This window comes from Desulfovibrio litoralis DSM 11393, assembly GCF_900143255.1.
In the GTDB taxonomy this organism is placed as follows: domain Bacteria; phylum Desulfobacterota; class Desulfovibrionia; order Desulfovibrionales; family Desulfovibrionaceae; genus Frigididesulfovibrio_A; species Frigididesulfovibrio_A litoralis.
Map to the genome: position 1 here is coordinate 20182 of NZ_FRDI01000002.1, position 24660 is coordinate 44841.

The 24660-nt window shown below is 35.3% G+C and carries 23 protein-coding genes and 1 riboswitch; of the genes, 15 read left to right on the forward strand and 8 right to left on the reverse strand.

All coding sequences use genetic code 11. The features are described from left to right. Positions 1–315: 315 nt before the first annotated feature. Positions 316–1134 (reverse strand): tetratricopeptide repeat protein, encoded by an 819-nt coding sequence (locus BT999_RS00120; RefSeq protein WP_072695285.1) that lies wholly within the window; start codon positions 1132–1134, stop codon positions 316–318. A 305-nt stretch (positions 1135–1439) separates the two neighbouring features. On the opposite strand from BT999_RS00120, the gene hypB reads away from it, so the two are divergent. From hypB to BT999_RS00160, 8 genes are all read left to right on the forward strand, one after another. Next, positions 1440–2105, forward strand: a complete 666-nt coding sequence (gene hypB, locus BT999_RS00125; RefSeq protein ID WP_072695287.1) for a hydrogenase nickel incorporation protein HypB — start codon at positions 1440–1442, stop codon at positions 2103–2105. Continuing rightward, positions 2071–3129, forward strand: a complete 1059-nt coding sequence (locus tag BT999_RS12240; protein ID WP_178139286.1) for a Smr/MutS family protein — start codon at positions 2071–2073, stop codon at positions 3127–3129. The genes hypB and BT999_RS12240 overlap by 35 nt, the downstream gene beginning before the upstream one ends. 100 nt (positions 3130–3229) lie before the next feature. Then, positions 3230–3379, forward strand: a riboswitch (TPP riboswitch). Positions 3380–3519: 140 nt separating this feature from the next. Then, positions 3520–3735 (forward strand): sulfur carrier protein ThiS, encoded by a 216-nt coding sequence (thiS, locus tag BT999_RS00135; protein ID WP_072695289.1) that lies wholly within the window; start codon positions 3520–3522, stop codon positions 3733–3735. A 6-nt stretch (positions 3736–3741) separates the two neighbouring features. Beyond that, positions 3742–4608, forward strand: coding sequence for a thiazole synthase (locus BT999_RS00140; RefSeq protein WP_084650518.1), 867 nt, complete (start codon positions 3742–3744; stop codon positions 4606–4608). 4 nt (positions 4609–4612) lie between these two features. Next, a complete protein-coding gene (thiH, locus tag BT999_RS00145) occupies positions 4613–5806 on the forward strand; it encodes a 2-iminoacetate synthase ThiH (protein ID WP_084650519.1) in 1194 nt (397 codons plus the stop codon). A 30-nt stretch (positions 5807–5836) separates the two neighbouring features. Next, positions 5837–6442, forward strand: coding sequence for a sulfur carrier protein ThiS adenylyltransferase ThiF (gene thiF, locus BT999_RS00150; RefSeq protein ID WP_072695291.1), 606 nt, complete (start codon positions 5837–5839; stop codon positions 6440–6442). Between the two features lie 96 nt (positions 6443–6538). After that, entirely contained in the window at positions 6539–6994 is a 456-nt protein-coding gene (locus tag BT999_RS00155) for a universal stress protein (protein ID WP_072695293.1), read from the forward strand. A 177-nt stretch (positions 6995–7171) separates the two neighbouring features. Continuing rightward, positions 7172–7621 carry a universal stress protein gene (locus tag BT999_RS00160; protein WP_072695295.1) on the forward strand — a complete coding sequence of 150 codons (450 nt, stop codon included), beginning with the start codon at positions 7172–7174 and terminating at the stop codon, positions 7619–7621. Positions 7622–7734: 113 nt separating this feature from the next. Here BT999_RS00160 and cobJ read toward each other — a convergent pair whose 3' ends face one another. After that, positions 7735–8514, reverse strand: coding sequence for a precorrin-3B C(17)-methyltransferase (gene cobJ / locus BT999_RS00165; RefSeq protein ID WP_072695297.1), 780 nt, complete (start codon positions 8512–8514; stop codon positions 7735–7737). A 206-nt stretch (positions 8515–8720) separates the two neighbouring features. Between cobJ and BT999_RS00170 the strand changes: the two genes are divergently transcribed. From BT999_RS00170 to BT999_RS00185, 4 genes are all read left to right on the forward strand, one after another. Then, positions 8721–10007 carry an ABC transporter permease gene (locus tag BT999_RS00170; protein ID WP_072695299.1) on the forward strand — a complete coding sequence of 429 codons (1287 nt, stop codon included), beginning with the start codon at positions 8721–8723 and terminating at the stop codon, positions 10005–10007. Further along, positions 10008–11228, forward strand: a complete 1221-nt coding sequence (locus tag BT999_RS00175) for an ABC transporter permease (protein ID WP_072695301.1) — start codon at positions 10008–10010, stop codon at positions 11226–11228. It abuts the gene before it with no gap. Between the two features lie 61 nt (positions 11229–11289). Next, on the forward strand, positions 11290–12396 hold the full coding sequence (cobT, locus tag BT999_RS00180) for a nicotinate-nucleotide--dimethylbenzimidazole phosphoribosyltransferase (protein WP_072695303.1): 1107 nt from the start codon (positions 11290–11292) through the stop codon (positions 12394–12396). A 52-nt stretch (positions 12397–12448) separates the two neighbouring features. After that, complete coding sequence (locus BT999_RS00185; RefSeq protein WP_072695305.1) at positions 12449–12760, forward strand: hypothetical protein; 312 nt, start codon at positions 12449–12451, stop codon at positions 12758–12760. A 202-nt stretch (positions 12761–12962) separates the two neighbouring features. Here the strand turns inward: BT999_RS00185 and groL are convergent, their stop codons facing one another. The 6 genes from groL to BT999_RS00215 form a co-directional block, all read right to left on the reverse strand. Next, entirely contained in the window at positions 12963–14609 is a 1647-nt protein-coding gene (gene groL, locus BT999_RS00190) for a chaperonin GroEL (protein ID WP_072695307.1), read from the reverse strand. 118 nt (positions 14610–14727) lie between these two features. Then, positions 14728–15015, reverse strand: coding sequence for a co-chaperone GroES (gene groES, locus BT999_RS00195; RefSeq protein WP_072695309.1), 288 nt, complete (start codon positions 15013–15015; stop codon positions 14728–14730). Between the two features lie 480 nt (positions 15016–15495). Continuing rightward, positions 15496–15996, reverse strand: a complete 501-nt coding sequence (locus BT999_RS00200) for a hypothetical protein (protein WP_072695311.1) — start codon at positions 15994–15996, stop codon at positions 15496–15498. A gap of 434 nt (positions 15997–16430) precedes the next feature. After that, positions 16431–18335: a diguanylate cyclase gene (locus BT999_RS00205; RefSeq protein WP_072695313.1), complete on the reverse strand. Its 1905-nt coding sequence runs from the start codon at positions 18333–18335 to the stop codon at positions 16431–16433. 13 nt (positions 18336–18348) lie between these two features. Next, on the reverse strand, positions 18349–20088 hold the full coding sequence (locus tag BT999_RS00210; protein ID WP_072695315.1) for a hypothetical protein: 1740 nt from the start codon (positions 20086–20088) through the stop codon (positions 18349–18351). A gap of 124 nt (positions 20089–20212) precedes the next feature. Next, positions 20213–21007, reverse strand: a complete 795-nt coding sequence (locus tag BT999_RS00215) for an undecaprenyl-diphosphate phosphatase (protein WP_072695317.1) — start codon at positions 21005–21007, stop codon at positions 20213–20215. A gap of 506 nt (positions 21008–21513) precedes the next feature. On the opposite strand from BT999_RS00215, the gene BT999_RS00220 reads away from it, so the two are divergent. Genes BT999_RS00220 through BT999_RS00230 form a run of 3 tightly spaced genes read left to right on the forward strand, consistent with a single transcriptional unit; the run spans position 21514 to position 24050 of the window. Further along, positions 21514–21729, forward strand: coding sequence for a hypothetical protein (locus BT999_RS00220; RefSeq protein WP_072695319.1), 216 nt, complete (start codon positions 21514–21516; stop codon positions 21727–21729). Between the two features lie 21 nt (positions 21730–21750). Beyond that, positions 21751–22929 (forward strand): LPS export ABC transporter permease LptF, encoded by a 1179-nt coding sequence (gene lptF / locus BT999_RS00225; RefSeq protein WP_178139287.1) that lies wholly within the window; start codon positions 21751–21753, stop codon positions 22927–22929. Between the two features lie 44 nt (positions 22930–22973). Further along, positions 22974–24050, forward strand: a complete 1077-nt coding sequence (locus tag BT999_RS00230) for an LptF/LptG family permease (protein ID WP_072696071.1) — start codon at positions 22974–22976, stop codon at positions 24048–24050. Positions 24051–24660 lie beyond the last annotated feature (610 nt).

Below are 24660 nucleotides of genomic sequence, written 5' to 3' on the forward strand. Positions count from 1 at the left end.
TAAGCCACAAAACCCACTCATTTTACAGGAAAATTAAATTTTCCCTTTGTTTCGGGGGATACCCCCGAAGCCCCCAAGTCCACTGGCAGGCAAAGCCAGCCTAGTGTCCTTATGTTTCGGGGGATACCCCCCAAGCCCCCAAGTCCACTGGCAGGCAAAGCCAGCCTAGTGTCCTTATGTTTCGGGGGATACCCCCCAAGCCCCCAAGTCCACTGGCAGGCAAAGCCAGCCTAGTGTCATTATTCGTGGTTTTTGGAGTGTCTTTCTAACGAAAGCCACTTTGAGTCTATTGTGCAATAGTCTCAAATCAGTTTATCACTTCTTCTTTATAAATTTTAAAAACTGTTTCGCTTCTGCAAAGTCGGGGTTAAGATCTAAAGCTTTTTCCAAATAAGTTATGACTTTTTGCTTGTGTTCTAAGTCATAATGCAGTCTTGCCATATTAAAAAGAATGTGTGGGTCATTTGGCGAGAGGCTTTTAGCTTTTTGGTAAGCTTTTAGCGATAGGCGATAAAGTTTTAACTTTCTTAATTCTCTGGCAATTTCACAAAATAAACCGGCGTGTGCCTCAGTAATTTTGGCTTTTTGTTTTATAACTTTTTCAATTAAAGATAAGGCAGCACTATGGTTTGCACCGTTTAGATGTTCTTTGGCGATTTGAAATTCTTTCCTGATGCCTTCGCTAAGCATATCAGTCGCTTGTACGCCGTTTTCTGTAATTCTTTGACTGCTGACAATAGGAAAAAACTCAGTCAGTTCAAATTGAGGAGTTCTAGGTTTTTTTAGTGGTTGTTTGGTCGATGCTTCGAGTGGGTAAGTGTTTGTGCCTATAAAATTATCGCTGAACATATCAACGGGAGCAGAGGCGGGCGTTGGAAAAATATCCAATAACTCTTCGCGGGTTAAAGAAGGGGGGTTAGGCGTTATTGTGGCACTTAGTTCTTTGTCTTTTGTATATTCAAGTTCTAGCTTTATTTCGCTTATACCTTGATATTTCCCGTTGCGTTCAAGTTTTTCGTTGATGTGTTCAAGAATAATTTGATCATAATTGTATTGCCATACAAAAAATAAAGGTCTTGACTTGCTTTGTTTTTTACTGAAAAATACTTTTGAATAAACGCCCATAAACTCCATAATAACACCTTTAACCGCATTTTTTAAGAATATTCTCAAACTTGTTTGATTTACATAAGCGAATATTTTTTATATGATTGTAAAAATTTCTTTATATTAAGACTATTACATAATAGTCTCAAATAAATTTAGTAATTTTTGTGTTTTAAGACGTTTTATGCTATGTACATACAGAGCATAAGATGATCAAAGTACGCAAAATGGATTTTTGCATTGGTCTTATATTAGAGAATTTTTTGTTTTTTACAATACCCTGATTATCATAAAAATATTTTATATTGCAAGAAAATAAGGAAGAACCGATTATGCAAGTTACTGTTATCAGAAATATTTTAGAAGCTAACGACAATGTTGCGGCTGAACTCAAAAAATTTTTTAAAGAAAATAAAATTTTAGCAGTAAATTTAATTAGTTCTCCGGGTGCGGGAAAGACTACTCTTTTAGAAAATACTTTAACCGCCCTTAAAGACAAATTTAAAATGGCAGTTATCGAAGGAGATTTGCAAACCGATAATGATGCCAGAAGAGTTGCCGCCACCGGTGCTCAGGCGGTTCAGATTAATACCGAAGGCGGTTGCCATCTTGATGCAAAAATGGTGAGAGAAGCCTTACAAGCGATAGATACAAAAGATTTAGATATTTTATTTATTGAGAATGTGGGAAACTTGGTTTGTCCTGTTGAGTTTGATTGTGGAGAAGACCATAAAATTGCTTTGTTGAGCGTAACCGAAGGCGACGATAAGCCGGAAAAATATCCCCAACTTTTTAGTCTTGCCGGTGCTATGTTGTTGAATAAAGTTGATTTATTGCCATATGTTGATTTTGATGTAGAAAGATCAATAAAATTTTCTCGCCAAAACAATCCGAGTTTACCTGTTTTCTCTGTTTCTTGTAGAAAGCCCGAAGGCTTAAACCTTTGGTATGAGTGGCTTGAGAGTGAAAGAAACAAAAAACTGTCGGATAAAAAATAAAGAAATGGCAAAGCATAATGATGCGTTTTTTATGCTTTCAGAACTTTTTTCAGTAAAAATAAAGCATAAACAAAACAGTTCCTTTGAAGAAACAAACTCTAAAGATGTTTTAAAGTCGCAAAAGCGGAGTAAAGAGGCGTTTTCTTTTTTTCCGAAAGACAGAAAAAAAACAGAACTTGACGATGTCGAATTGTTTCAAAAAGAAATGCAAACTCTTAAAAAAAGTAAAGGGAAGTGCGTTGAAACGACGCATGGCTATTTTTCTTTGGCAACCCAGCTTGGCGATAAAGTTAAATTAAAAGAGCAGATTATTTCAGAAAGATCAGAACAAAAAAATTTAGCTTCCAAACAGTTGATGACAAAAAAGACAATAAAAAAACCAGCGAAAAAAAAAGAAAACGCCAGCAACACCGAAACTATGTCGGAATATTTGAATCCAAATGTTAATGATGATTTATTTACTAAGGCTATGTTTGGAGTTGTTCCCGTTAAATCAAAAGGTAGGGAACTTGTTGTTGCAAAACCGAATAAAATTCTTATTTCTCCCGAAGAACACAATAAAACCTTACAGGGCTTGATTGACGGGAGTGTTGAGTTTTCTCTTGAATACTCCGGCGAGTTTATGCAATGTCATGTAAGGGGTTTAGACCCTTTGGTTATAGAAAAATTAAAGGCGGGAAGTTATAGTTATGAAGCTAACCTTGACCTACATGGGCAAACAACGGAACAGGCATATCGCTCTTTAATTTATTTTATTCAAAATTCTTACCAAAGAAATTTGCGAACGCTTATTGTTGTAACCGGTCGAGGTTTAAATTCGCCAAACGGTATTTCTGTTTTGAGAGAGCGTATTCAAACTTGGCTTACTAAAGATCCGTTTAAGCGTGTTGTTTTGGGGTTTTGTACGGCACAAGCTTATGACGGCGGAACGGGGGCTCTTTATATACTTTTAAGAAAATATAAAAAAACTCGCTTTAAAATTGCTTGGGACAGACCTATTGATTTAGATACTTTAGATGGATAAACTTTAATATATTTTCTTTATTTGACTGAGACAAAGCTTGACTTTTTCAACATTCTTTATATATTTTTTTTAGGTAAAATATCTTGATTTTGCTTTAAGATATTCCGGCTGGGGGAGCTTAAAATTTTAACTTATTGTTAAGCGATTTAACTTTAATTTAAGAGATCTTTTAAGCTGAGAGTGGTTTAATGCCTGACTCCTCGTACCTGATGCAGTTAATACTGACGTAGGAAAGCTCGATAAAATTAAGCTGAAAAACAATCTTTCAATTAGATTGCTTTGGTTTATATTTATAATTATTATTTCACAATGCATAATATATTGTATTTATTATAATAAAAAATATCGAGACCTTCGTAAAGGTCTTTTTTTATTTTAAGGAGCGTAACAATGCCGAACTCTTCATTTGAAATTACAGTTAACGGTGAACAGCGTTTTTGCGCTCATCAACAAACTGTCTTAGAGCTGTTGCAACAACTGAATTTACAACCTGAAACCGTTGTTGTTGAAATTAACCAAGAAATTATTCCGCTTGAACTCTATAAATCTCATATTATAAACCCTAAAGACAATGTTGAAATTGTTTATTTTGTGGGCGGAGGTTAAAAAAACATGCTTGATGTTCAATCAAATCAGCTTAATACAAGTTTTGATATTTCAGATGACTTATTTAATATTGGCGGAGAACAACTAAAAAGTCGCTTGTTTATCGGAACAGGTAAATATGGACAAGATGCTCTTATCTCAGAAGTTGCTAAGGCTTCGGAAGCAGAGGTGATTACTGTCGCCATGCGACGTGTGGATATTTCTTCAGCTCCTGACAAAAGGCATAATATCCTTGATTTTATTCCTAAAACCATGCGTTTATTGCCGAATACCTCCGGTGCAAAAAATGCCGATGAAGCAGTGCGTATAGCTCGTTTGGCAAAGGCCAGCGGTTGTGGAAATTGGATCAAGATTGAAGTGATTTCAGATTCTCGCTATCTTTTGCCTGATGGTTATGAAACCGCAAAGGCAACTGAAATTCTTAGTAAAGAAGGTTTTGTGGTCTTGCCTTATATGAACCCAGATCTTTATGTTGCAAGATCTTTGGTTGATGCCGGTGCCGCCGCCGTGATGCCTTTAGGGGCTCCGATTGGTAGCAATAGAGGGCTACAGACTAAAGAGATGATTCGTATTTTAATTGATGAAATCAAATTGCCGATTATTGTTGACGCCGGAATAGGTCGTCCGTCTCAGGCCGCTGAAGCTATGGAAATGGGAGCGGCTGCTTGTTTGGTTAATACGGCGATTGCCGGGGCGGCTGATCCTGTAACAATGGGAAGGGCGTTTGGTTTGGCGGTTAAGTCGGGACGTTTGGCTTATTTGTCGGGCTTAGGTCAAGTTTTAAATAAGGGTGCGTCTGCGTCTTCTCCGATTGAGAATATATCGACTGTTTCAGGTGATTCTGAGGCTGGCTTAACAAGCTTTTTAGGATAATCTTATGAAGGTTTTTAATGCGAAAAACGGACATGGTTTAAATTTAAAATCTGAACATTTTTCTGATTTAAGTGTGTTATATGAAGATTTTTCTTTTACTTTGAAAGACGTTTTGAAAGAATTTTCTCGTTCCGATATTTTATCGGCTTTAAGACAACATAGAATAGACTTACCGGCTTTGATTGCCCTACTTTCTCAAGAGGCGGGAACAGAGCTTGAAGCTATGGCAAAGCGTGCCAGTGAGCAAAGTTTAAGACAATTTGGACGCACTATTCAGCTTTTTACGCCGTTATATATTTCTAATCACTGTATAAATCGTTGTGTTTATTGTGCCTTTAGCTCTAAAAACCATCTTAAACGCCATAAACTAAGCCTTAGTGAGATAGAAAAAGAGGCGGAAAATATCGCTTCTACGGGTTTACGCCAGATTTTAGTTTTAACGGGAGATTCTCCAAAGTTTTCCTCCGTTGCTTATATTGCTGATGCCATAAAGATTTTAAGTAAATATTTTAGCAGTGTCGGTGTAGAAATCTATGCTTTAAGCCAAGATGAATATAAACAATTGGCAGATGCCGGTTGTGATAGCTTGACTATCTATCAGGAAACCTATAATAAGTCCCTGTACGCTAAGTTACACCCGGCAGGTCCTAAAAAAGATTATGCTTTTCGCCTTAATGCACCCGAAAGAGCGGCAAGAGCCGGTTTTAGGTCTGTAAATATAGGTGCTTTATTGGGCCTTGGTAGTTGGCAGGAAGATGTTTTTATGACAGCAATCCACGCAGAGTGGTTACGACAAAACTTTCCGCATTTGGAACTTGGAATTTCTTTGCCGAGAATGCGTCCTTGTTATGAAGATACAAAAGAAGCAACAGGGGGCGATATTGATACTTTTCAAGTGCAAGTTGTCTCCGATCGTGATTTTGTTCAGGCACTTTTGGCGTTGCGTTTATTTTTGCCGGAAGCCGGGTTAAGTATTTCTACCAGAGAAGAGGCGAGCTTTAGAGATAATTTAATATCTTTGGGGGTTACTCGTATGTCGGCGGGGGTAAGCACGGCGGTTGGCGGGCATGTTGTTGACACAGATGATAATATTCCGCAATTTGAAATATCAGATACACGCTCGGTTGATGAAATGGTCAACAGTATTTTAAAAAAAGGTTACCAACCTGTATTTAACGACTGGTTTGGCAGATATTAATTTAATTTTTAACTTTAACACCTTAAAATAATGAACGATTTGAATTCAGGTTTAAAACAATATCTAACAGACGCACAACTTGCAAAACTTGCTTCCGTGCGTGTTGGAATTATCGGTGCGGGCGGTCTTGGTTCTAATGTTGCCCATATGCTTGTTCGCTGTGGAGTGAAAAAAATAACTATAGCTGATTTTGATCGTATTGAGGCGTCTAATTTAAACCGTCAATTGTTTTGGCCCGATGATATAGGCATGTTTAAAGTTGTTATGTTGGGTCGTCTTTTAAGGCGTTTAGACTCAAAACTTGATCTTTCTTTACATATTAGCGAGGTAAAAGAAGGTAATATCAGAGAAGTTTTTTCCGATTGTTCCATTATTGTTGAAGCGGTAGATAACCCCAAAACTAAGGCAATGATTTGTCGAGTTTTTAAAAAGCATGTTGATTTGCTGGTTACCGCATCAGGAATATCGGGAATAGGCGGAAAGCCTCTTGGTGTAAAGAAAATATCTGATAACCTGATTTGTGTTGGAGATTTTACAACAGAAGTAAGTCAACAAAATCCACCTTTTATGCCAAGAGTTATGATGGCGGCCGCTTTACAAACAGAGGCAGTTTTTGAATATTTGTTAAATAAATAACTTTCACGCTCTTGCATATTTAATTTATCTGTATTAAGATTTAGCTAATAGTAAGTTTTTTGTTGTTATAAACTTTTACAATAAAAGGGGGCTGTTATGCCTAATATAAAGAAAATTGTTTGTACTGTTGATTTAGCCGAACATAGCACGGCTGTTGCTTCTTATGCTAAAGAATTTGCACAAAAGTTTGATGCCGAAGTTTTGGTTTTATATGTTGCTCCGGCTTTAACTCAATATGTTGCCGGTTTTCATATTCCTGATTCTTCCGTAGATAGTTTTGTTGGTGAAATCGTTTCCGGTGCTGAAGCCAATATGAAAAAATTTGTGAATGAACACTTTTCAGGTGTTAAAGTTTCAAGTAGTGTTGCGACCGGATATGCCGCAGAAAAGATATTGGAAATCGCCGAGAAAGCTAAGGCTGATCTAATTATTATGGGAACTCACGGACGTCTTGGTATTAACAGAATTATCTTTGGCTCAGTCGCAGAGAAGATAGTTAAAACTTCTACAATCCCGGTTTTAACAATTCGCCCACAAAAAGACAGCAAATAATAATTTTTTATATTGTCTTAGAGAAATACAATTGTTTTAACAGCTTGAGATTATCTCGTTACTTTTATTAACTATAAGTTTTTTTGTACATAATTTGCTATTGAATTTTATAAATAATTAGATTAGTATAATTTCGTCATTGCTTATTTGTTAACTTATAACAAGAAGGAGTCTTTTATGCCCGCTGTAAAAAAAATTGTTTGTACGGTAGACTTTGCAGACCACAGCTCTTTAGTTGCGTCTTATGCCAAAGAATTTGCACAAAAGTTTGATGCCGAGGTATTGGTTCTTTATGTTGCACCAGCTTTGGCCCATTATTCTGTTGACTTTGAAGTTTCTGACGATTCTGTTCAAACCTTTGTTAAAGAGGTAGTTACAGGTGCAGAAGCCAATATGAAAAAATTTGTTGCGGCTAACTTTAGCGGAGTTAAAGCTTCGGGGCGTGTGGCAACTGGTTATGTTTCCGATAAAATATTGGAAATTGTTGACGAGGTTAAAGCCGATATGATTATTATGGGAACTCACGGACGTTCCGGATTAGCCGGATTTATCTTGGGCTCTGTGGCTGAAAAAATAGTTAAATTGTCTAAAGTTCCTGTTTTAACCGTTCACCCTCAAAAAAAGTAAGAACTGATTTTTAATCTGTTTCTTTAATCTTAAATAATATAACTCATACTTACTTTGTTAAAGTTTTACAACACTTTAGCTCTGATAAGTATGAGTTTTTTTGTTGTTTAAAATTAAAACTTATATTTATCAGCATAGCCTCTTGGAGTAAGCAGTTTTGGCTGTTTTGAATCGGGGAATATAATGCGTGTTTGTGAATTCCCTATAATTAAAATACTAAGCATATCAACAGATTCGGGGTTAAGCTCTTTTAATTGCAGTACTCTCACTTGTTCGTTTGGACGATATGCTTCTTTGACCAAACCTATGCCATGATTGGGTTTTAGTTTTTTATTCAGCAATTCCAAAACTTTTATAAAATTTTCTGAACGTCTTTTAGAGCTAGGATTATATAAAGCGATAACAAAATCAGCATCTAAAGCGGCATTTAAGCGTTTTTCAATTAAGTTCCAAGGTGTTAAGAGGTCTGATAAACTTATGCACGCAAAATCATGGGTTAAAGGGGCACCAAGCCTAGCCGCGGCGGCACAAACCGCCGGAACCCCGGGAATAATTTCCAGATTAAGCTGTTCAAAATTAATGTTTTGTTTTTCCAACAACTCTAAAACCAAGCCGGCTAAGGCATATATTCCCGGATCGCCGGAACATATCAGGCTTGTGTTTTTTCCTGATAAAACACTATCTATTGCTTTTTGACAACGTTCTATTTCTTTCATCATACCGCTAATGATAAGTTCTCGATTGCTTAACAGTTCTTGTGGCAACAGTTCAATATAAAGATTATAACCAGCGATTACGCTACTGTCTTTGATAGCGTTAAGAGCTAAAGGCGTTAAGAGCTTATTGTCTCCCGGACCTATACCAACTATATATAAAGTAGCTTTGTTTTTCATTGTATTCCTCATAAAATATAATTACCTTGACCCTTATATTAAGAATGCAGTAGAATTATTTTAGTAAGTTTTTAATATCTATTTTTTATGAAATTAAATTTTTGTTACAGTTTTATCTAAAAAGAAGCTATAAATTAAAAGATTGATATTCACAACAAAATTAACCTGTTTCTTTGAGCTTGATATTTGAGCTGAAATTTATATATATGCAAACCACAACAACAAGACTTAAAACAACTTTTTATTCTCAAGGCTATGCGTTAAAGATTATTTTTTTATTACGCTTTTTAGTCCTCTCTTTTCAGGCTCTTTTAGCATATAAACTTAGAAGTTTGTTTGTTATCTTGGCAATTTCTTTGGGAATAGCCTCGCTAACCATTATTATTGCCTCTATTGACGGAGCCAATAAAAAAGCCGATGAAATTAGCAATGTCTTTGGCCCTGATGCTTTAATGGTTTTTGGTGGCGATATTTTGGCACAATCGAGCGGAAAACGCACACTTACTTTAACGTGGGAAGATGCGAAAGTAATGCGAGCCAGCCTGCCGAGTGCATATATTGTTTTACCCATGCGAGCTAAGAGCCAGGTTCTTTTACGTTATCAAAACAACAGCTTTACTACTAATATCGTAGTTGGTTCAACTGAAAATTATGCAACAGCTTGGAACTGGCCTTTGGCAGAAGGTAGAGATTTTACAGCAGAAGATGTTGAAAAAGGTGCAAGTGTTTGTCTTTTGGCACATTTACCGGCAACGAAACTCTTTGGAAACGCAAATCCCGTAGGGAAAAATATTTTACTTAACGGAGTTCCTTTTACTGTTATCGGTATTTTATCTTTTAGGGGGTTATCCACTCCCGGCGGAGGTGAGATTGATGACCGTGTTATTATTCCTTTAACTACATTAACCAAACGTTTTAATATGGATAAATTGTATTTTAGAGCTTTAAGGGTAAAATTTTTAGATAGCGAAAATATGGAGTATAATAAAGAGCAAGTTGCGAGTTTGTTGAGAAAGTTACATAAAATTGAAGATGGCGGTTCTGATGATTTCAGTATTATTACAGCAATGGACATTCAAAAATTTTTAAATATGCTAAAGGGCGGTTTGGTTATATTTTTAGGTATAACGGCGGCGGCGGCAATGAGTGTTGGCGGCTTTGTCTTGGCTAATTTATTTTATTTGTCTGTTGCGGAACGTAAGGTTGAAATTGGTTTAAAAAAAGCTTTGGGAGCGACTTCAAGAGATATTTTAATACAATTTATGTTTGAGTCGGTTTTGTTAACTTTATTGGGGGCTGTTTTAGGGTTAGTTATAGGTTTGTTTTTTGGGCAAATCTTGACGAGCTTAGGCTTAATCGAAATAGCCTTATCTTTTAAAGTCTTTCTTTTGGCATTATTGGCATCTGTTTTGATTGGGCTTATTTTTGGTTTGCGTCCGGCTAAAGAGGCTGCACGTCTTGACCCTATTTTAGCCTTAAAGGGTGGCGATTAAATGCATAATATTAAGCTTGCCCTTGCTTCTTTGGCGGCTCATCGTTTAAGAGCCATACTCGCCATGCTTGGTGTTTTTTTAGGAGCTTTGGTTTTAACGGCGATTTTGCATATTTCTCAAGCCATGATTTTAAAGGCTGATCTGGAAACTCAAAAACTTGGTCCTAACTTAGTACAGGCAGTCGCAGGGCAAGTGCGTTTTGGTGGCGGTGGTAGTGCAAGAGTGCGTGGTCTTAGCACTACTTTTACCTTGGAAGATGCTGAAGTTTTAGGACGACAAGTACCTTGGGTAAAAGCTTATACTTCATATACAAATGCCAATCGCAGTATAAAGTTTGAAGCAAAAGCCACTCAAACCCAAGTTGTTGGAACTTTGGATAGTTACCCCAATGTACGCACTTTTTTTCCTCAAATCGGACGTTTTTTTAATGCCCTTGAAGTTGAAGAAAAGGCAAAGGTTGTGGTTTTGGGTTCTGATATTGCCAAGAGATTATTTACAAACATAGAAGACGCAATAGGTAAAACCGTTTTGGTTCAAACCACAAGCCTTAAAGTTATAGGGGTTATGGAATCAAAAGGGCAAGATCTTTCGGGGAGTAACCAAGACGAACAGGTTTTTGTGCCTATAACGACTTATATGCGTCGCATGAATAATATAGATTATATTTCCGGTGTTTATTTTACCTTGTATAATGCCGAAAATGAACAGGCGACAATGGAAACTATGCGGAATATATTAAGAAAACGTCATAATATTAAGAATGTAAAAGCTGATGATTTTTCGGTTTTTTCCGCAAGAGACGCAAGCAAACTTCGCACGGAAGCTTTAAATTTAGTGCAAACTTTGGGTTTTATCAGTGCAACTGTTTCTTTTGCCGTTGGCAGTCTTGGAATTTTATCAGTTATGATTTTATTGGTTAGGGCAAGACGCTTGGAAATAGGAATACGCCGTGCTGTTGGGGCGAGTGCCGGAAATATTGTCAGTCAATTTTTGACCGAAGCGGCTATTATGTCCGGTGTAGGCGGAATTTTAGGCGTTTTTGTCGCAGTAATCCTGTGTATTGTGATATATATATTGGGAAACTTTCCTTTTTATTTTAACGTATGGCTTTGCATTTTATTGGGCATCGCCTCAATCGTTTTAGGGGTTGTTGCCGGGGCTTATCCGGCTTGGGTCGCCTCAAAAGTACAAGTTCTTGATGTTTTAAAGAATCAAGAGTAGTATTATGTCTAGTTGAATTTCGCCTTTCAGTATCTTTTAACCCTTTAGCAATGAAATTAATATGCACACAGAAGAACAATTAAACATTAAAATAAATAATATCATCAAAAATATAAAAAAAATTGATACTTCGTTATATAGCTTAGCCCAAGCCCACCTTGATTCTCTTGCAAAACCTCTTGGTTCTTTGGGACAGTTGGAAGAAATAGCGGCGAGAATTTTTTGCATTCAAGCTGGGCAAGATGAGTCCCCAAAAAAAATGCCTAAAATATCCGTTGATCCGGCGTGTATTTATACGATTGCCGCCGCTCACGGTGTTAGTGCCGAAGGGGTTGCCGTTCACCCTGATGTTGTGAATAATGTGATGGTTAAAAACTTTCTTCAGGGCGGTGCGGGAATAAATGTTTTTTGCAATACCGCAGGGGTTGAGCAATTTGTTGTTGATGCCGGTTGTACGGGGGCGGAATTTGAAAAACACCCGCGTTTACTTTCCGAACGTATAGCAAACGGGACAAAAAACCTTGCCAAAGAAGCTGCCATGAGCAGGTTTGAGTGTTTGAAAGCTTTAGAGTTGGGAATCCGTCTTGCCGAAAAAGCCAAGAATGCAGGCTATAAGGCGGTTGGTACGGGAGAAATGGGAATAGGTAATACAACTCCGTCCACAGCCTTGTTTGCGGCTTTTACTGGTCTTGAAGTTGAAAAATTTGTTGGAGCGGGAGCAGGGCTTGATCAAGCAGGCATCAAGCATAAAAAGAATGTTATTACCAATGCCCTTAAACTGCATAAAAAAGTTGTTGACGGTCAAGACCCTATTGAAATTTTAGCGACTCTTGGCGGTTTTGAAATAGCGGCTTTGGCGGGGCTTTGTCTTGGAGCCGTTTATTATAATTTAGTTTTGGTGATAGATGGTTTTATCAGTAGTGCGGCATTTTTAACGGCTTATAAACTCAACCCTGATGTTTTGGATTATGCGTTTTTTAGTCATCTTTCGGCGGAACAAGGACATATTGCTTTTTTAACAACCTTAAAACAAAAACCTATTTTAGATTTACAGTTACGCTTGGGCGAGGGCACTGGTGCCGCTTTGGCTATCTTTCTTTTAAGGGCAGCCTGTAATATTTTTAATGATATGGCTACCTTGGAGAGTTTGAATGTTTTGTTGGAATAAAACGAATATAATTTAACATCTTACTTGATTTTTTCAAAGTGAGGAAAGAAATATGTTTATTGTGCAATCTTGTCAAACTTGCGGTTTTTTAAGGGCTTTGTTTATAGGCTGTGCATTAATGCTGATTGTTTTAAGTTTTGGCTGTAGTAAAAACGAATATTCTTATTATAATTCCGATGCTTACTATAGCGATCAAGAAGGCATTTCTGCGTCCGGTGTGTCTGACCCGCTTTCTATTTATCCCGGTATTCAAAATAATAGGGATAGAGAACGTAATTATTATAATCAGAAAATACCAAACGAAAGATCTCGTAACGTTTGGGACAGCGGATCTTCTCGCAATACGAAAATGTTAATAAAATAGAGAAGTTGCAATCGCTTAAATTTTATTTGTCATAATAATGTGTTATTTTAATATGTTAACGACTAAAACATTATTAAAATCTTGAGAAGAGCATGAATTGATAATTAAAAAATATCTAACAAAAAAGGGTACTTCTTTTACGAAGTACCCTTTAATATTAACTAAGCTAAAGAGCAAGAGTTTAATGTAAAAAGCTAAAAGCTTAGTACATGCCACCCATTCCGCCCATGCCACCCATTCCGCCACCACCGGGCATCATGTCTTTTTTAGACTCAGGCTTTTCAGCAATGGCACATTCGGTAGTAAGAAGTAGAGAAGCTACGGAAGCAGCGTTTTGTAATGCGATACGGCTAACTTTTTTAGGATCGATTACACCGGCTTGGATAAGGTCTTCGTAAACGCCGGTTGAAGCGTTAAATCCGAAACCGTCTTTGCCTTCACGTACTTTTTCAACAACGATAGAACCTTCAAATCCTGCGTTAGCGGCGATTTGACGTAAAGGCTCTTCTAAAGCACGACGAACAATATTAACACCGGCAACTTCATCGTCATCAACGGTTTTAATGCTGTCTAAAACTTTAGAACAACGTAAAAGAGCAGTTCCACCACCAGGAACGATACCTTCTTCAACTGCTGCACGAGTAGCGTTAAGAGCATCTTCTACGCGGTCTTTCTTTTCTTTCATTTCAGTTTCAGTCGCTGCACCAACGTTAATAACGGCTACGCCACCAACGATTTTAGCAAGACGTTCTTGAAGTTTTTCACGGTCATAATCAGAAGTTGTATCTGCGATTTGAGCACGGATTTGGCTGATGCGAGCTTTAATGTCTTCAGCTTTACCGGCACCATCAACGATAGTAGTATTTTCTTTGTCGATAACAACACGCTTAGCAGTACCAAGCATAGCAACAGTCATGTTTTCAAGTTTAACGCCCATTTCTTCTGATACAACAGTACCACCGGTTAAAATGGCAATATCTTGTAACATGGCTTTACGACGATCGCCAAAGCCAGGAGCTTTAACAGCAACGATTTGTAAAGTTCCGCGTAACTTGTTAACAACAAGAGTAGCAAGAGCTTCGCCGTCTACATCTTCAGCAATAATTACCAAAGGACGGTTCATTTTTGCGATTTGTTCAAGAACAGGCAACATTTCTTTCATGCTGGAGATTTTCTTTTCATTTACTAAGATGAAAGGTTCGTCAAGTTCACAAATCATTTTATCAGGGTTGGTTACGAAATAAGGAGAGAGGTAACCACGGTCAAACTGCATACCTTCAACAACGTCAAGGGTAGTTTCTAAGCCTTTAGCTTCTTCAACGGTGATAACGCCTTCTTTACCAACACGGTTCATGGCTTCAGCAATGATGTTACCGATAGTAGCATCAGAGTTAGCGGAAATAGTACCAACTTGAGCTATTTCTTTTTGGTCACGAGTTGGCTTAGCAAGAGTACCGAGTTCTTTAACGATAGCTTCAACGCCTTTGTCGATACCACGTTTAATTGCCATTGGGTTACGACCGGCGGCAACAAGTTTAACACCTTCGCGATAAATAGCTTGAGCTAAAATAGTAGCGGTAGTTGTTCCATCACCGGCGATATCGCTGGTTTTAGAAGCAACTTCTTTAACCATTTGAGCGCCCATGTTTTCAAATCTGTCTTCAAGTTCGATTTCTTTGGCTACGCTAACGCCGTCTTTGGTAATCACAGGGGAACCAAAAGATTTTTCTATAACAACGTTACGACCTTTAGGTCCTAAAGTAACTTTAACTGCATTTGCAAGTTTATCAACACCAGCTGCAAGTTTTTCACGAGCTTTAACATCAAAAAGAATTTCTTTAGCAGACATTATTATCCTCCTGCCGGTCTTGCCGGCTAAGACTTATTTTTATTTTTTTATAAGTGAACAATAGATAAAGGTTTAACAACAAAGGGGTAAACTTTGGTTAAACTTTAATTTAGCAAAATTAGCCGATAATAGCGAGAATATCATCTTCGCGCATCATGATATAGTCATTTACATCGTCTTTAACTTCGCTACCAGCATACTTATTGAAAAGCACCTTATCGCCAACTTTAACAGTCATTGGGATAGCCTTGCCATCTTTAGATACTTTACCTGGTCCAACGGCGATGATTTCGCCTTTAGATGGCTTTTCTTTAGCTGTGTCAGGAATATAAAGACCACCGGCGGTTTTTTCTTCTGATTCTAGACGTTTTACCAATACACGATCGTGAAGTGGGGTTAATTTCATAGTATTCAATCCTCCAATTTAATATATATTTTATTTAAAAAAACAAAACAACACACAAGGAGCTGTTTGTTTTAATTTAACAAACATTGTTAAATCACATAAAATCAAAAGTTTTATGTATTATATAAAGAGAGCTTATGCAAATAGAATCAGGGTGTGCCAATTAATACGAAAAAGGTAAAGACATTTTTGTTAAATTAAACCATTCTTGTCTTAAGCACATAAAAGAAAAACTGATTTTTATTTGGATAAAAGCACCGAATGAATTATTCAATCCATTCTTGTAGCTAAATAAAACCCATTTGAACTTTGTAAAGGGGTAAATCTTATTTTTTTATATTTTTTATTTTACCCCTGATTTGATAAGTAAGCAGGCTTTTTTAAAAGTAAAGAGGGATAATAAAAAATATTTGTAAAATAAAAGCTAAGATAGATTTTTTATTATTATATTAAAAAAATCAAAGTATTGTAAACGTAAGTTTATTGCTTTTTGATAATTGTATCAAAATCTTGAATATTTAACTCTGAATTAAAAAAACGGGGGAGGTAATCATAATAAAAACGACAAACTAAGGTCTCATCAGTCGGAAGCCAATCATCATGATTTTTAAAGTAAGATAAAAAAGAAGTTTCAAACGTTCCGGTTTGAACATTTGGATTTAAGTCTCTTTCTCTAAAAAAAATAACCATTTCTTCAAACAAAGAAAAACATACTTCATTGATATGTTCTAAGTAAGAGGGAATTTGTTTTTTTGAAAGTTGTTGTTCCATTTGTGAGAGGCTAGTGATATTTTCTTTAAAATAAGTAATAAAAGGTTTGCTTGCTTTTAAGCTTTTTCCAAAGGTGTCAATGTTTTCCAAAATATGTAAAATACCTGTGTAAACATATTTAATATGTACATTTTTTTTGTTTACCACCATGACTTTTTCCAATAGGTTTTTGGCATCGTTGAGTTGGTTTTCGAGAAGTAGCAGTTCCATAATGTGCCTCGCTATTTTTATTAGTATATTGCAAAATATCTCTTATTGAATATTACTATAGCATACGCTATTAAAAAAGGCAATTATTTAATATTATTTCTTTCAATAAAGCATTCTTTTTTATGTTTATTATATTTAGTAAAATCAGCGAGGGTGTAATATTTTATAAAAGTTGCTTTTATTCTCTTCTCAAAACGTTATTTTTTGTGTACTATAAAGCAGGTTAATATTATTCGGGACTATTGCACAATATAAAATAAAGAGGAGTTTGCTATGGACTTTTTATTCTTTTTTGCCGGTATTATCGCTGTTGGTTTAGGGCTTAGTTATATTAAAAAAGTGTCTAAAAATTTAGACTAAACTTTTTGATTGATTTTAGACTAAGCTTTTTGATTTGTTGCTTTTTATCAGGCTAAAGGCAAACCATAAACTATTTATATTAAGAGAAAGTTTGCTTTATTTTTTTTCTTGTTTTTTAAGGAATATAGATTGCGCTTGGCTTCTAATAACAACTCAAGAGAATTTTTACGGTTTTTATAATTGCTTTCAGCGTAACCCAGGCTAAACTTAAGCTCATAATCCGAATAGCTAAAGCCTGCGTCTTTTTTTAGCATATCTGGCAGTTCTGCAAAAAACTCTTGGGCATTTTCCAAACTAACGTTTTGCATACAGATAATAAGCTCATTTAGGTTGGTGCGAATAATTTCGTAATCAACCTTTCTCATTTTTATGGTTCTAACGACAAAAGCGAGCATTTCGTTATCATATTCCGGGTTATTTGATTTGTCTAAGAAATGATAATTATCAAAGCTTATACAGGCTAAAGTTAAAGACGTTTCGGTAGTGTCTGTTTTTTTTGTAATTTCGTCTAAAAGATTTAGTCCAAACTGTAGATACAAAGCACCGCTTGAGCGATCTATCGTAGCTAGGCGTTGGCGTACGGCATATTCCTCTTTTTGGCTGGTAATATCTAAAAGATAAATAATTAAAAGCTCGTTTGATTTGTCATTTAATTTTTCGGAGAAAAGCTCAAAACAAGACGCAAAAACCCAACGTACTCTTTCCGGAAAAAAACACTCAAAGGTTAAGTCTGGGTTTGTGTTATTGATTGAGTTTTGTTGGTTATTTTGTCTTTCTATTTTTTGTTTTGCATATTCATTATAGAGTACGTTTAAATCAAAATAGTTATTAATCTTGCTTGATGGTTTTATTTCATCGCCAATTAACAAGTTAAACATTGTGTTGGAATATAATATTGTACCTGATTTTTTGTTTATTAGGCAGATTCCCGATTCAGCCAAAGATAAAAGTTCTTTTAAAGCTTTTTTATAGCTTTGAGCTTGAAGGGCTTTTCTTTTTAAAGAAATAAAGACAGCGATAAAATGGGCTGTTTTGGTTAAAAATTCTTGTTCTTTTTTTGTCCATTTTTCTTGTTTGATGCTGTGTTCAAAGATAATATACAAAGTTTTTTGTTGTTTTGAGTAAGCTGTTGGTGTTGTGTGATAGGGAAAGATCCATAAACATTCAACATCTAAATTTTTAAAAGCTTTATTGTTGTGTTTAGTTAATAGCTTATGATCTGAGAGGTAATAAGTTTTTTTGTGTGAAGTAATAAACTCTATTAAAAGTGGAGTATCTAGTTTTTGCTTGTGAAAGCAATATGGAGTCTGGTTGTTAACCATATCTCTTTTGGTCGTTTGGTTTTCTTCGCAATATGTTTGTTGAGGGTTCGACCATTCATAACACATTTTATGGTTATTTTCTTCTTGTTCGATAATGAGAATTTGTTTGGCTTTAATAAATTCTCCCACAATATTCAGAATTTCTTGAGCAATATTTTGGGTTGAAAACTCACTAAGGGCTATGTTCCATATTTGTTGCCAAATATGTTGTTCTTTAATCTGGTTAATTTCAAAATTAGTATTATTTTTTGAGATTGTTTGAATAAAAAGTTTGTAACCGTGTTTGTTGTTGCTCGGTTTGGCGTTTTTTAAAGGAATATCTTCTATTTCGCTCGTATTTAGCTCAACGGCAAAGATGCTTGTTTCAATTGCAGTATTTTTATCAACATAAATAGGCGTAGATAAGACTGTTGTATTTCCATTTTCTTTGGTTTTTTTAAAGATGATGTTTAAGATTGTTTTATCTTTAAACAAAAGTTCTGACCAAGTATCAACCGACATTTTCTCTATTAATAACTTAACTTGATTAGGCGTTATTTCATCTTGATTTTTTAAGAGTTTTGAAAATATTGGGTTCAGGTTTTCTGACGCATCAATTATTTTTCCTTGAGCGTCAAGTTCGAGAGTATATAAAAGTTGTGTATTTGGAATTGTCATTGTGTTCATTGGATTATAATAAAGTATTATTAAGAGAGTTGAGTTTGTTGCGTCTAAACAAGAGCATGTTTTTGTGTGCCGCTTTTACCAATTCATGAGCATTTTGGGTGTTTAGTTGTAACGAGTTGGCTGTTCCAAAGCTAGATTCCGTCATATAAGATGAGATGTTATTAATATTTTCGTTTGCTTTGTTAAAATATTGTCTAATGTTAAACTTAAGTCTTGTGGTTGATACTGTATTATCAAAAATTGCAAAAAAGCTGTTTTTATTGATTATTATTGCGTCATTAAAGCCAAATTCGTTTTTCATTGTAATGATAAATTTTTTGAAGGCAAGTATTGCGGCTTCGCTGCCTAGTGCTTCTTGGAGTGTATTATAGTTATCTAACCCAAAAGCAACAACCTCTATTCCCATTTCTGAGATTTTAGGCAGTAGCTTTGTTTTATCGTCTTTGGTTTGGGCAGAGTTAAGCATTTGTTGAAGCAGTCCAAACCCGGTTTCTATATTAAGCTCGCCAGTTAAAGGGTCGGTTTTTAATTTTTTTTGGATATTGTGTTCATCAATTCTCATAGGGCTTATATTTTCAGCCCAAAATAAGATAAGACGTTTATTGTTGACCCAGTTAAAGGTTTTATGTTCAATTCTAAACCAAGCTTTTAAATTTGGTAGGTAAACATCTTTGGTAAAGCGACCGGTAAATTGCTTGTTGTTTAAAACACAGTTTTCACAACTTTGAGCTTCCGAGTGCACAACGCTGTTCCAACAACGTAAATTCATCGTTTCAAAGTCTGTTGTGTCCATAAAAAGTTTGTTGGCAAAGAGTACATTATTTGTTTCTTGATCAACAATTCCTATTATCGCCTTTGATTCGGCTATAAGTTGTTCTAAAAACTTTGTTTCGTAATTTCCGGTTGTCTCTTGTTTTTCAATTATAAAAAGATTTAATAGTTGTGATATTTTTGAAACGGTATCAAGTTGAATTGCAGACCATTTGATATTTTTATTTTCAAAAACAAAAATGGCGTTTAGCGTGTTATTTTCTTTTAAGGGAAGAGCTAGTAACGATTTGAGCTTGTTGAGTTGAATAAAACGTTTAAATATATTTCCCGTATTGATTTGGCTTGTTTCCAAAAAATAATCATGAGATGAAAGATAAGTTGCCAAGCTTGGAAGAATAACTTGGATATCAAGTTTGCGTGGAAGGACAATTTGATTTTGTGCTGTGGTTTTACTTTGAATAAGCCTAAACTCAAGGTTGAGTGGGTCGCATTTAAAGAGTTGAATATTGTCTGTTTCAAGATAACGAGACAACAATTTGAAAAGCTCTTGAATTTGAACGCCAAATTCTTTGTCGGATAAAAAAATTTTCAATGTTTTATCTAGTAAGACTTGGGCTTTTTGTTTTTCGCTGTTTTCGTCATTTTCCGCATTTTGACAAATAAACAGTTGGGTTTGTTCATCTTCCGAAAAGGCGTAAAGGTTGTATAAAGGCTGTGGCTTTTTAGTCTCTAAGTTAAGTGAAGCCTCGAATAACATGGAAAAGCCGTTGGTTTGAGCTTCTTTAAAAAAGTCAGTTAGATTTTTCTTTGTGCAAAATAAAGATGTGGGTTCATTTTGAGCTTCAATATTTATTGCATGTGCTTCAAATAGGTCTTTTGCTAAAAGATTATAGTCTATAATCTTACTTTGAGTGTTCAAAATAAGTAGGGGAGCTTGGAATTGATTTGGCTGTTTAGAAAGGGTCTGTTTCATAAACTACGACTTTAGGCTTTTAAAAATTATTGACTATGATTTAATAATATACCGTTTACAAGTTTTTCGCAATATATTTTAGGTTTTGAGTGTGTTTTTTATAGCTTTTACTGTGGTTTTGCGGTTATACAAGCACAAAATATATGACCAGAGCTAAAATAATACGATAAACGGCAAAAGGGCGAAGAGTCATTTTTCCCATTAAGATGATAAAGGTTTTTATGGCAATAATAGCTGTAGTAAACGAAACAATAAAGCCGGTTAGAAAAAATGGAAGGTCGTTGAGTTCCAATAATGACCAGTTATTGTAAAAATCAAAGCTTGTTGCCGCAAACATAAGCGGAACAGCTGCAATAAAAGAATATTCGGCGGCAAGGCTACGTTTTGCACCAAGAATCATTCCACCCATAATAGTAGAAGCCGAGCGGGAAAAGCCGGGAAATAACGCAAAACATTGAAAAAGACCTATACCGAATGCAAGCTTTGGAGTCATCTCGTCCAGAACAACATGGCGTTCACGTTTTTTAGTTGATTCAACTATAAACATTAAGATTCCGCCAATAAAAAGAGCGATTGCAACAGTTAAAGGACTCCACAGATATATTTTTATATATTTATGTAGTAATAACCCTAATAAAGCCGCGGGAAAAGAGGTTAAAAACAAATAATAAAGACCTCTGATACCGGCAAAACGCACATAAGGTTGGGGAAAAAGTAAACCCCAAAAACGCTTGAAATAAAGTACGACTACCGCCAAGATTGCACCAAGTTGGATAAAGACTTCAAAAAAAGCAATTTTTTCTCCGCTTAACCCCAAAAGGTAACTTGTAATTATTAAATGACCTGTGGAAGAAATCGGTAAAAATTCTGTTAAACCCTCTACCGTTCCAAGGATAAGCGCTTGTAATAGTTCATTCATATATTTCTCTGTGTTTTTTTTTATATAATAAAATTGTTTGTTGTAATACGTTCAATAAACAGCTAAAATCTAATAAAGACCATTGCAAAACTCCGTTTTGCGTACTTTTTTCATCGTTTTATGATCTGTACGCACATAGCATAAAACGAGTTAAAACACAAAACCACTCATTTTACAGGAAAATTAAATTTTCACTTTGTTTCGGGGGATAGCCCGGAAGCCCCCCCCCCAAAGAACTTTAAGGCCCACTGGCAGGCAAAGCCAGTCAAGTGTCTTTATTCGTGATTTTTGGAGTGTCTTTCTAGAGTATCTTTCTGGCGAAAGCCACCTTGAGACTATTATGCAATAGCCTCAATAAACTATGCAATCAAAAGTTGCAAGCTTTGGTATATTAGTATAAGAAATAAAGATTGGTAAAGCATATTGCTGAAAGGTATTGTGTTTCTCAGGTTTTAAATCGCTTTAACATTTATTTTTCATTGTAAAAATATGGAAAAGGATTATTTATGCCGACTATAATTACAAATGCAAATTTATTGCATGAAGCACAAGCATATGTTTTGGAAAAAGTTAAGGAAACACCATATAAAGAGAGTACAGCCTTAGAACAAAATCGTAAGCTTATGCAGTTTATTGATGAAGCTTGTGTGCGTTTTAACCTTGGTCCTAAAGATGCCGAGGCTATGCTTAGGCTGTTTTCTGTTGAATCAGAGAAAAAATAATGAAATATTTTAGGGCGTAACTTGAAAATAAATATATTACATCGTTATTTGAGCAAAAGTTTAACAATAAATTTTATATTTTGCTTAATCATCTTGCTGACTGTTGTTTTAATAGGGCGTATGGTGCATTATAAAGAGATGTTTATTGGTTTGGAACTTGGTCTTTTAGATACTTTAAGTTTGTTTGTTTATCTTAGCCCTATGTTTTTATTAATTATTATTCCTCTGTCCACTATGTTTGCCGTTTTTTTAAGTTTTTTACGCATGAATACTGATAGAGAGCTGATTGCTTTAAAAGCCGGTGGAATAAGCATCAAAGAGATTTTGCCAAGCCCTTTGATTTTTTCGTTAATTACGGGAATAATAAGTCTTTTTATCTCGCTATATGGAATTTCATGGGGAATGGGCAACTTTAATGCCCTGCTCTTAGACGTTGTGCATAATCGTGCCAAAATAATTATCCAACCTGGTGTTTTTAATCAAGATATTGCCGGCGTTACTTTGTTTGCACGCAATGTTGACGTTAAAACAGATTTACTACATCATATTATCTTTGAAGATAAAACCCAAGCCAAAGATAAAGATACGCGTATTATCGGATTGGCATCACAAGGTAGTTTGAGTAAAAACGTCGCAGAACGCAAACTTAGTTTTGTCTTGAATAATGGACAACTTTATTATTTGAGCAAAGACAGCTTGAGTGTTTTAAGCTTTGAAGAATATGTTGTAAATGTGGATATTTCAAAAATAGTTTCGGGTTTTACTTTTGATGAACCCAAGCCAAAAGATATGTCATGGTCTCAACTTGTTTCATTAAAGACAAGTCCTGAGTTAGGTGAAAAAGATTCGCGCTTTTGGAATAAGGTGGCGGTTGAAATACAAAAACGTATTGCTTTACCGGTTTCTTGTCTTGTTTTGGGTTTGTTTGCTATTCCTTTGGCGGTATCTTTGGGTGGAATAGGACGCCAGGGAGCGACACCTTTGCTTTTTGTCTTTTTTATTTTATATTACAGCCTGTTATCTTTTGGAATAGCTCTTGGTGAATCTGGTTCTTTAGCCCCGATTATCGGGCTTTGGATTCCAAACGTCTTGTTTTTTATTATTGCTCTTTATGGTTTATATTTAACAAGTATAGAACGCATTCCTTCTTTACAATCCTTTACTCTTTTTATTAAAAGAAAAGTGTTCAAAAAAACTTAACGTTTAACTGTTGTTTAACAATAATATTGAATAATAACCAAAATATGAATATACTTTTTCGTTATACGGCACGCCAGAACCTTTTTTTGCTGGCTTCTGTTTTATGTCTTGGAGTTGGCATATATCTGCTTGCTGATGTTTTTGAAAATCTTGAGCGTTTTATTGCCGCTGATGCCGGTTTTTTGACGGCGATTACTTATTTTGCCGTAAAAATTCCTATGATTATTTCTCAGATTTTACCGGCGGTGTTTTTGCTTGCCTGTATAGTTCAGATTAGACTGATGGCAAACAATAAAGAATTAATTGCCCTCGGAGCCGGGGGAATATCTCCTTTAGTTATTGTTAAATATTTTATGATTATTAGTTGCATCTGGGGCGTAATACAATTTGCTTTTTCAGATTATTTGGGAATAAAAGGTGAAAACCTAGCTCGCAAGATACTGACAGAAGATGTTAAGGGGCTTTCTGCGTCTCAAAAAACAATTACCGGTGTTTGGTTTACGGAAGGTGATTATATTGTACATATTCAAGAAGCAAGACCTATGTTAAAAGAGGGTGTTGGCTTTTCCGCTTATCAACTTTCCGCTGATAAAAATCATATAGAAAATATTATTTTAGCAGACAGTTTTGTTACTCAAAAAGATTTTTGGCTGTTAAAAAATGCAAGAATAACAAATACAAAAAATTATTCGATTAAAGAAGAGCCGTCTTTTCAAATTGCTTTGAAACAAACTTTATCTGCTTTTGTCGTTGCCCAATCTAAAAAAACTTTTTCGCAATATAGTTTTGGAGAGCTTGGGGCGACTATTAAGCGTTTAAAAAATTCAGGCTCTAACGTCGAAGCTCTAAAAACTTCTTGGCACAATAAATTGGCATATGCCGCCTCACTTTTAGTTATGGGGCTTTTGGCGTTAAGTATAAGTTTAAGCGGAAAAAATATGTATATTTGCCTTGGGCAAGGCTTGATCTGTATTTTTTTATTGTATAGCTTTAATGCTTTTGCAAGTAGTTTGGGTGCAAAGGGCGGTTTAACCCCAATTTTGGCGGCGTGGTTGCCTAATCTTTCTTTCGGGGTTCTTAGTTGTTTGTGGTTGTATCAAGCGTTTTTTCGAACGAAATAGTTTTTTTTGATAATACTATCAATACGTTAAAGTTCTTTTTTATGAAAAAAATCCGACAATATTGCGAGTTATTGTCGGATCTTTTGCGAGGAGCAAAAAGTTTTTTGACTTTAAAAGTGAGGAATAAAGCCAGAAAATTATCAAAAAGTTGGCGTGTTTTGAGCTTTCTTTTTGCCTTAAGCCTATTGTGCTATATTTAGCATAATAAATCAAGTTATTTTTTATAAAAAATAAAAAAGTTTTTTTGAGTGTCTTTCTGGCTAAATCCGCTTTGAGCCTATTGTTCAATCGTCTCAAAACATAAAATGATGATAAAATAAGGTAAAACTGAGTGTTATAGTAATCTTTTTTTAGCAAAGAAATCTTATTCTTATACTCTTTTTTTAAAAAATAATTGACAATGTATATTAAATTTTCTATTGTTAACCTGAATATAAAAAAATCATGAAAAAATGATAAAAGCTCTTGCTATTTTTTTTTTATTTTGTTAGTGGTAGCAGTTCGATGTTATAAATTTACCTTAGTATTGTTTTTACCAGGGGCTTTTAATTGAATGACAACGCCAAATAAAACGATAGCTTAGCTATATAGCCACCCCAGAAACATGGTT

Bases quoted from the DNA above. Each gene is read 5' to 3' on its own strand.
- BT999_RS00120 (WP_072695285.1), bottom strand. From the start codon at position 1,134: ATGGAGTTTATGGGCGTTTATTCAAAAGTATTTTTCAGTAAAAAACAA.
- hypB (WP_072695287.1), top strand. From the start codon at position 1,440: ATGCAAGTTACTGTTATCAGAAATATTTTAGAAGCTAACGACAATGTT.
- thiS (WP_072695289.1), top strand. From the start codon at position 3,520: ATGCCGAACTCTTCATTTGAAATTACAGTTAACGGTGAACAGCGTTTT.
- BT999_RS00140 (WP_084650518.1), top strand. From the start codon at position 3,742: ATGCTTGATGTTCAATCAAATCAGCTTAATACAAGTTTTGATATTTCA.
- thiH (WP_084650519.1), top strand. From the start codon at position 4,613: ATGAAGGTTTTTAATGCGAAAAACGGACATGGTTTAAATTTAAAATCT.
- thiF (WP_072695291.1), top strand. From the start codon at position 5,837: ATGAACGATTTGAATTCAGGTTTAAAACAATATCTAACAGACGCACAA.
- BT999_RS00155 (WP_072695293.1), top strand. From the start codon at position 6,539: ATGCCTAATATAAAGAAAATTGTTTGTACTGTTGATTTAGCCGAACAT.
- BT999_RS00160 (WP_072695295.1), top strand. From the start codon at position 7,172: ATGCCCGCTGTAAAAAAAATTGTTTGTACGGTAGACTTTGCAGACCAC.
- cobJ (WP_072695297.1), bottom strand. From the start codon at position 8,514: ATGAAAAACAAAGCTACTTTATATATAGTTGGTATAGGTCCGGGAGAC.
- BT999_RS00170 (WP_072695299.1), top strand. From the start codon at position 8,721: ATGCAAACCACAACAACAAGACTTAAAACAACTTTTTATTCTCAAGGC.
- BT999_RS00175 (WP_072695301.1), top strand. From the start codon at position 10,008: ATGCATAATATTAAGCTTGCCCTTGCTTCTTTGGCGGCTCATCGTTTA.
- cobT (WP_072695303.1), top strand. From the start codon at position 11,290: ATGCACACAGAAGAACAATTAAACATTAAAATAAATAATATCATCAAA.
- BT999_RS00185 (WP_072695305.1), top strand. From the start codon at position 12,449: ATGTTTATTGTGCAATCTTGTCAAACTTGCGGTTTTTTAAGGGCTTTG.
- groL (WP_072695307.1), bottom strand. From the start codon at position 14,609: ATGTCTGCTAAAGAAATTCTTTTTGATGTTAAAGCTCGTGAAAAACTT.
- groES (WP_072695309.1), bottom strand. From the start codon at position 15,015: ATGAAATTAACCCCACTTCACGATCGTGTATTGGTAAAACGTCTAGAA.
- BT999_RS00200 (WP_072695311.1), bottom strand. From the start codon at position 15,996: ATGGAACTGCTACTTCTCGAAAACCAACTCAACGATGCCAAAAACCTA.
- BT999_RS00205 (WP_072695313.1), bottom strand. From the start codon at position 18,335: ATGACAATTCCAAATACACAACTTTTATATACTCTCGAACTTGACGCT.
- BT999_RS00210 (WP_072695315.1), bottom strand. From the start codon at position 20,088: ATGAAACAGACCCTTTCTAAACAGCCAAATCAATTCCAAGCTCCCCTA.
- BT999_RS00215 (WP_072695317.1), bottom strand. From the start codon at position 21,007: ATGAATGAACTATTACAAGCGCTTATCCTTGGAACGGTAGAGGGTTTA.
- BT999_RS00220 (WP_072695319.1), top strand. From the start codon at position 21,514: ATGCCGACTATAATTACAAATGCAAATTTATTGCATGAAGCACAAGCA.
- BT999_RS00230 (WP_072696071.1), top strand. From the start codon at position 22,974: ATGAATATACTTTTTCGTTATACGGCACGCCAGAACCTTTTTTTGCTG.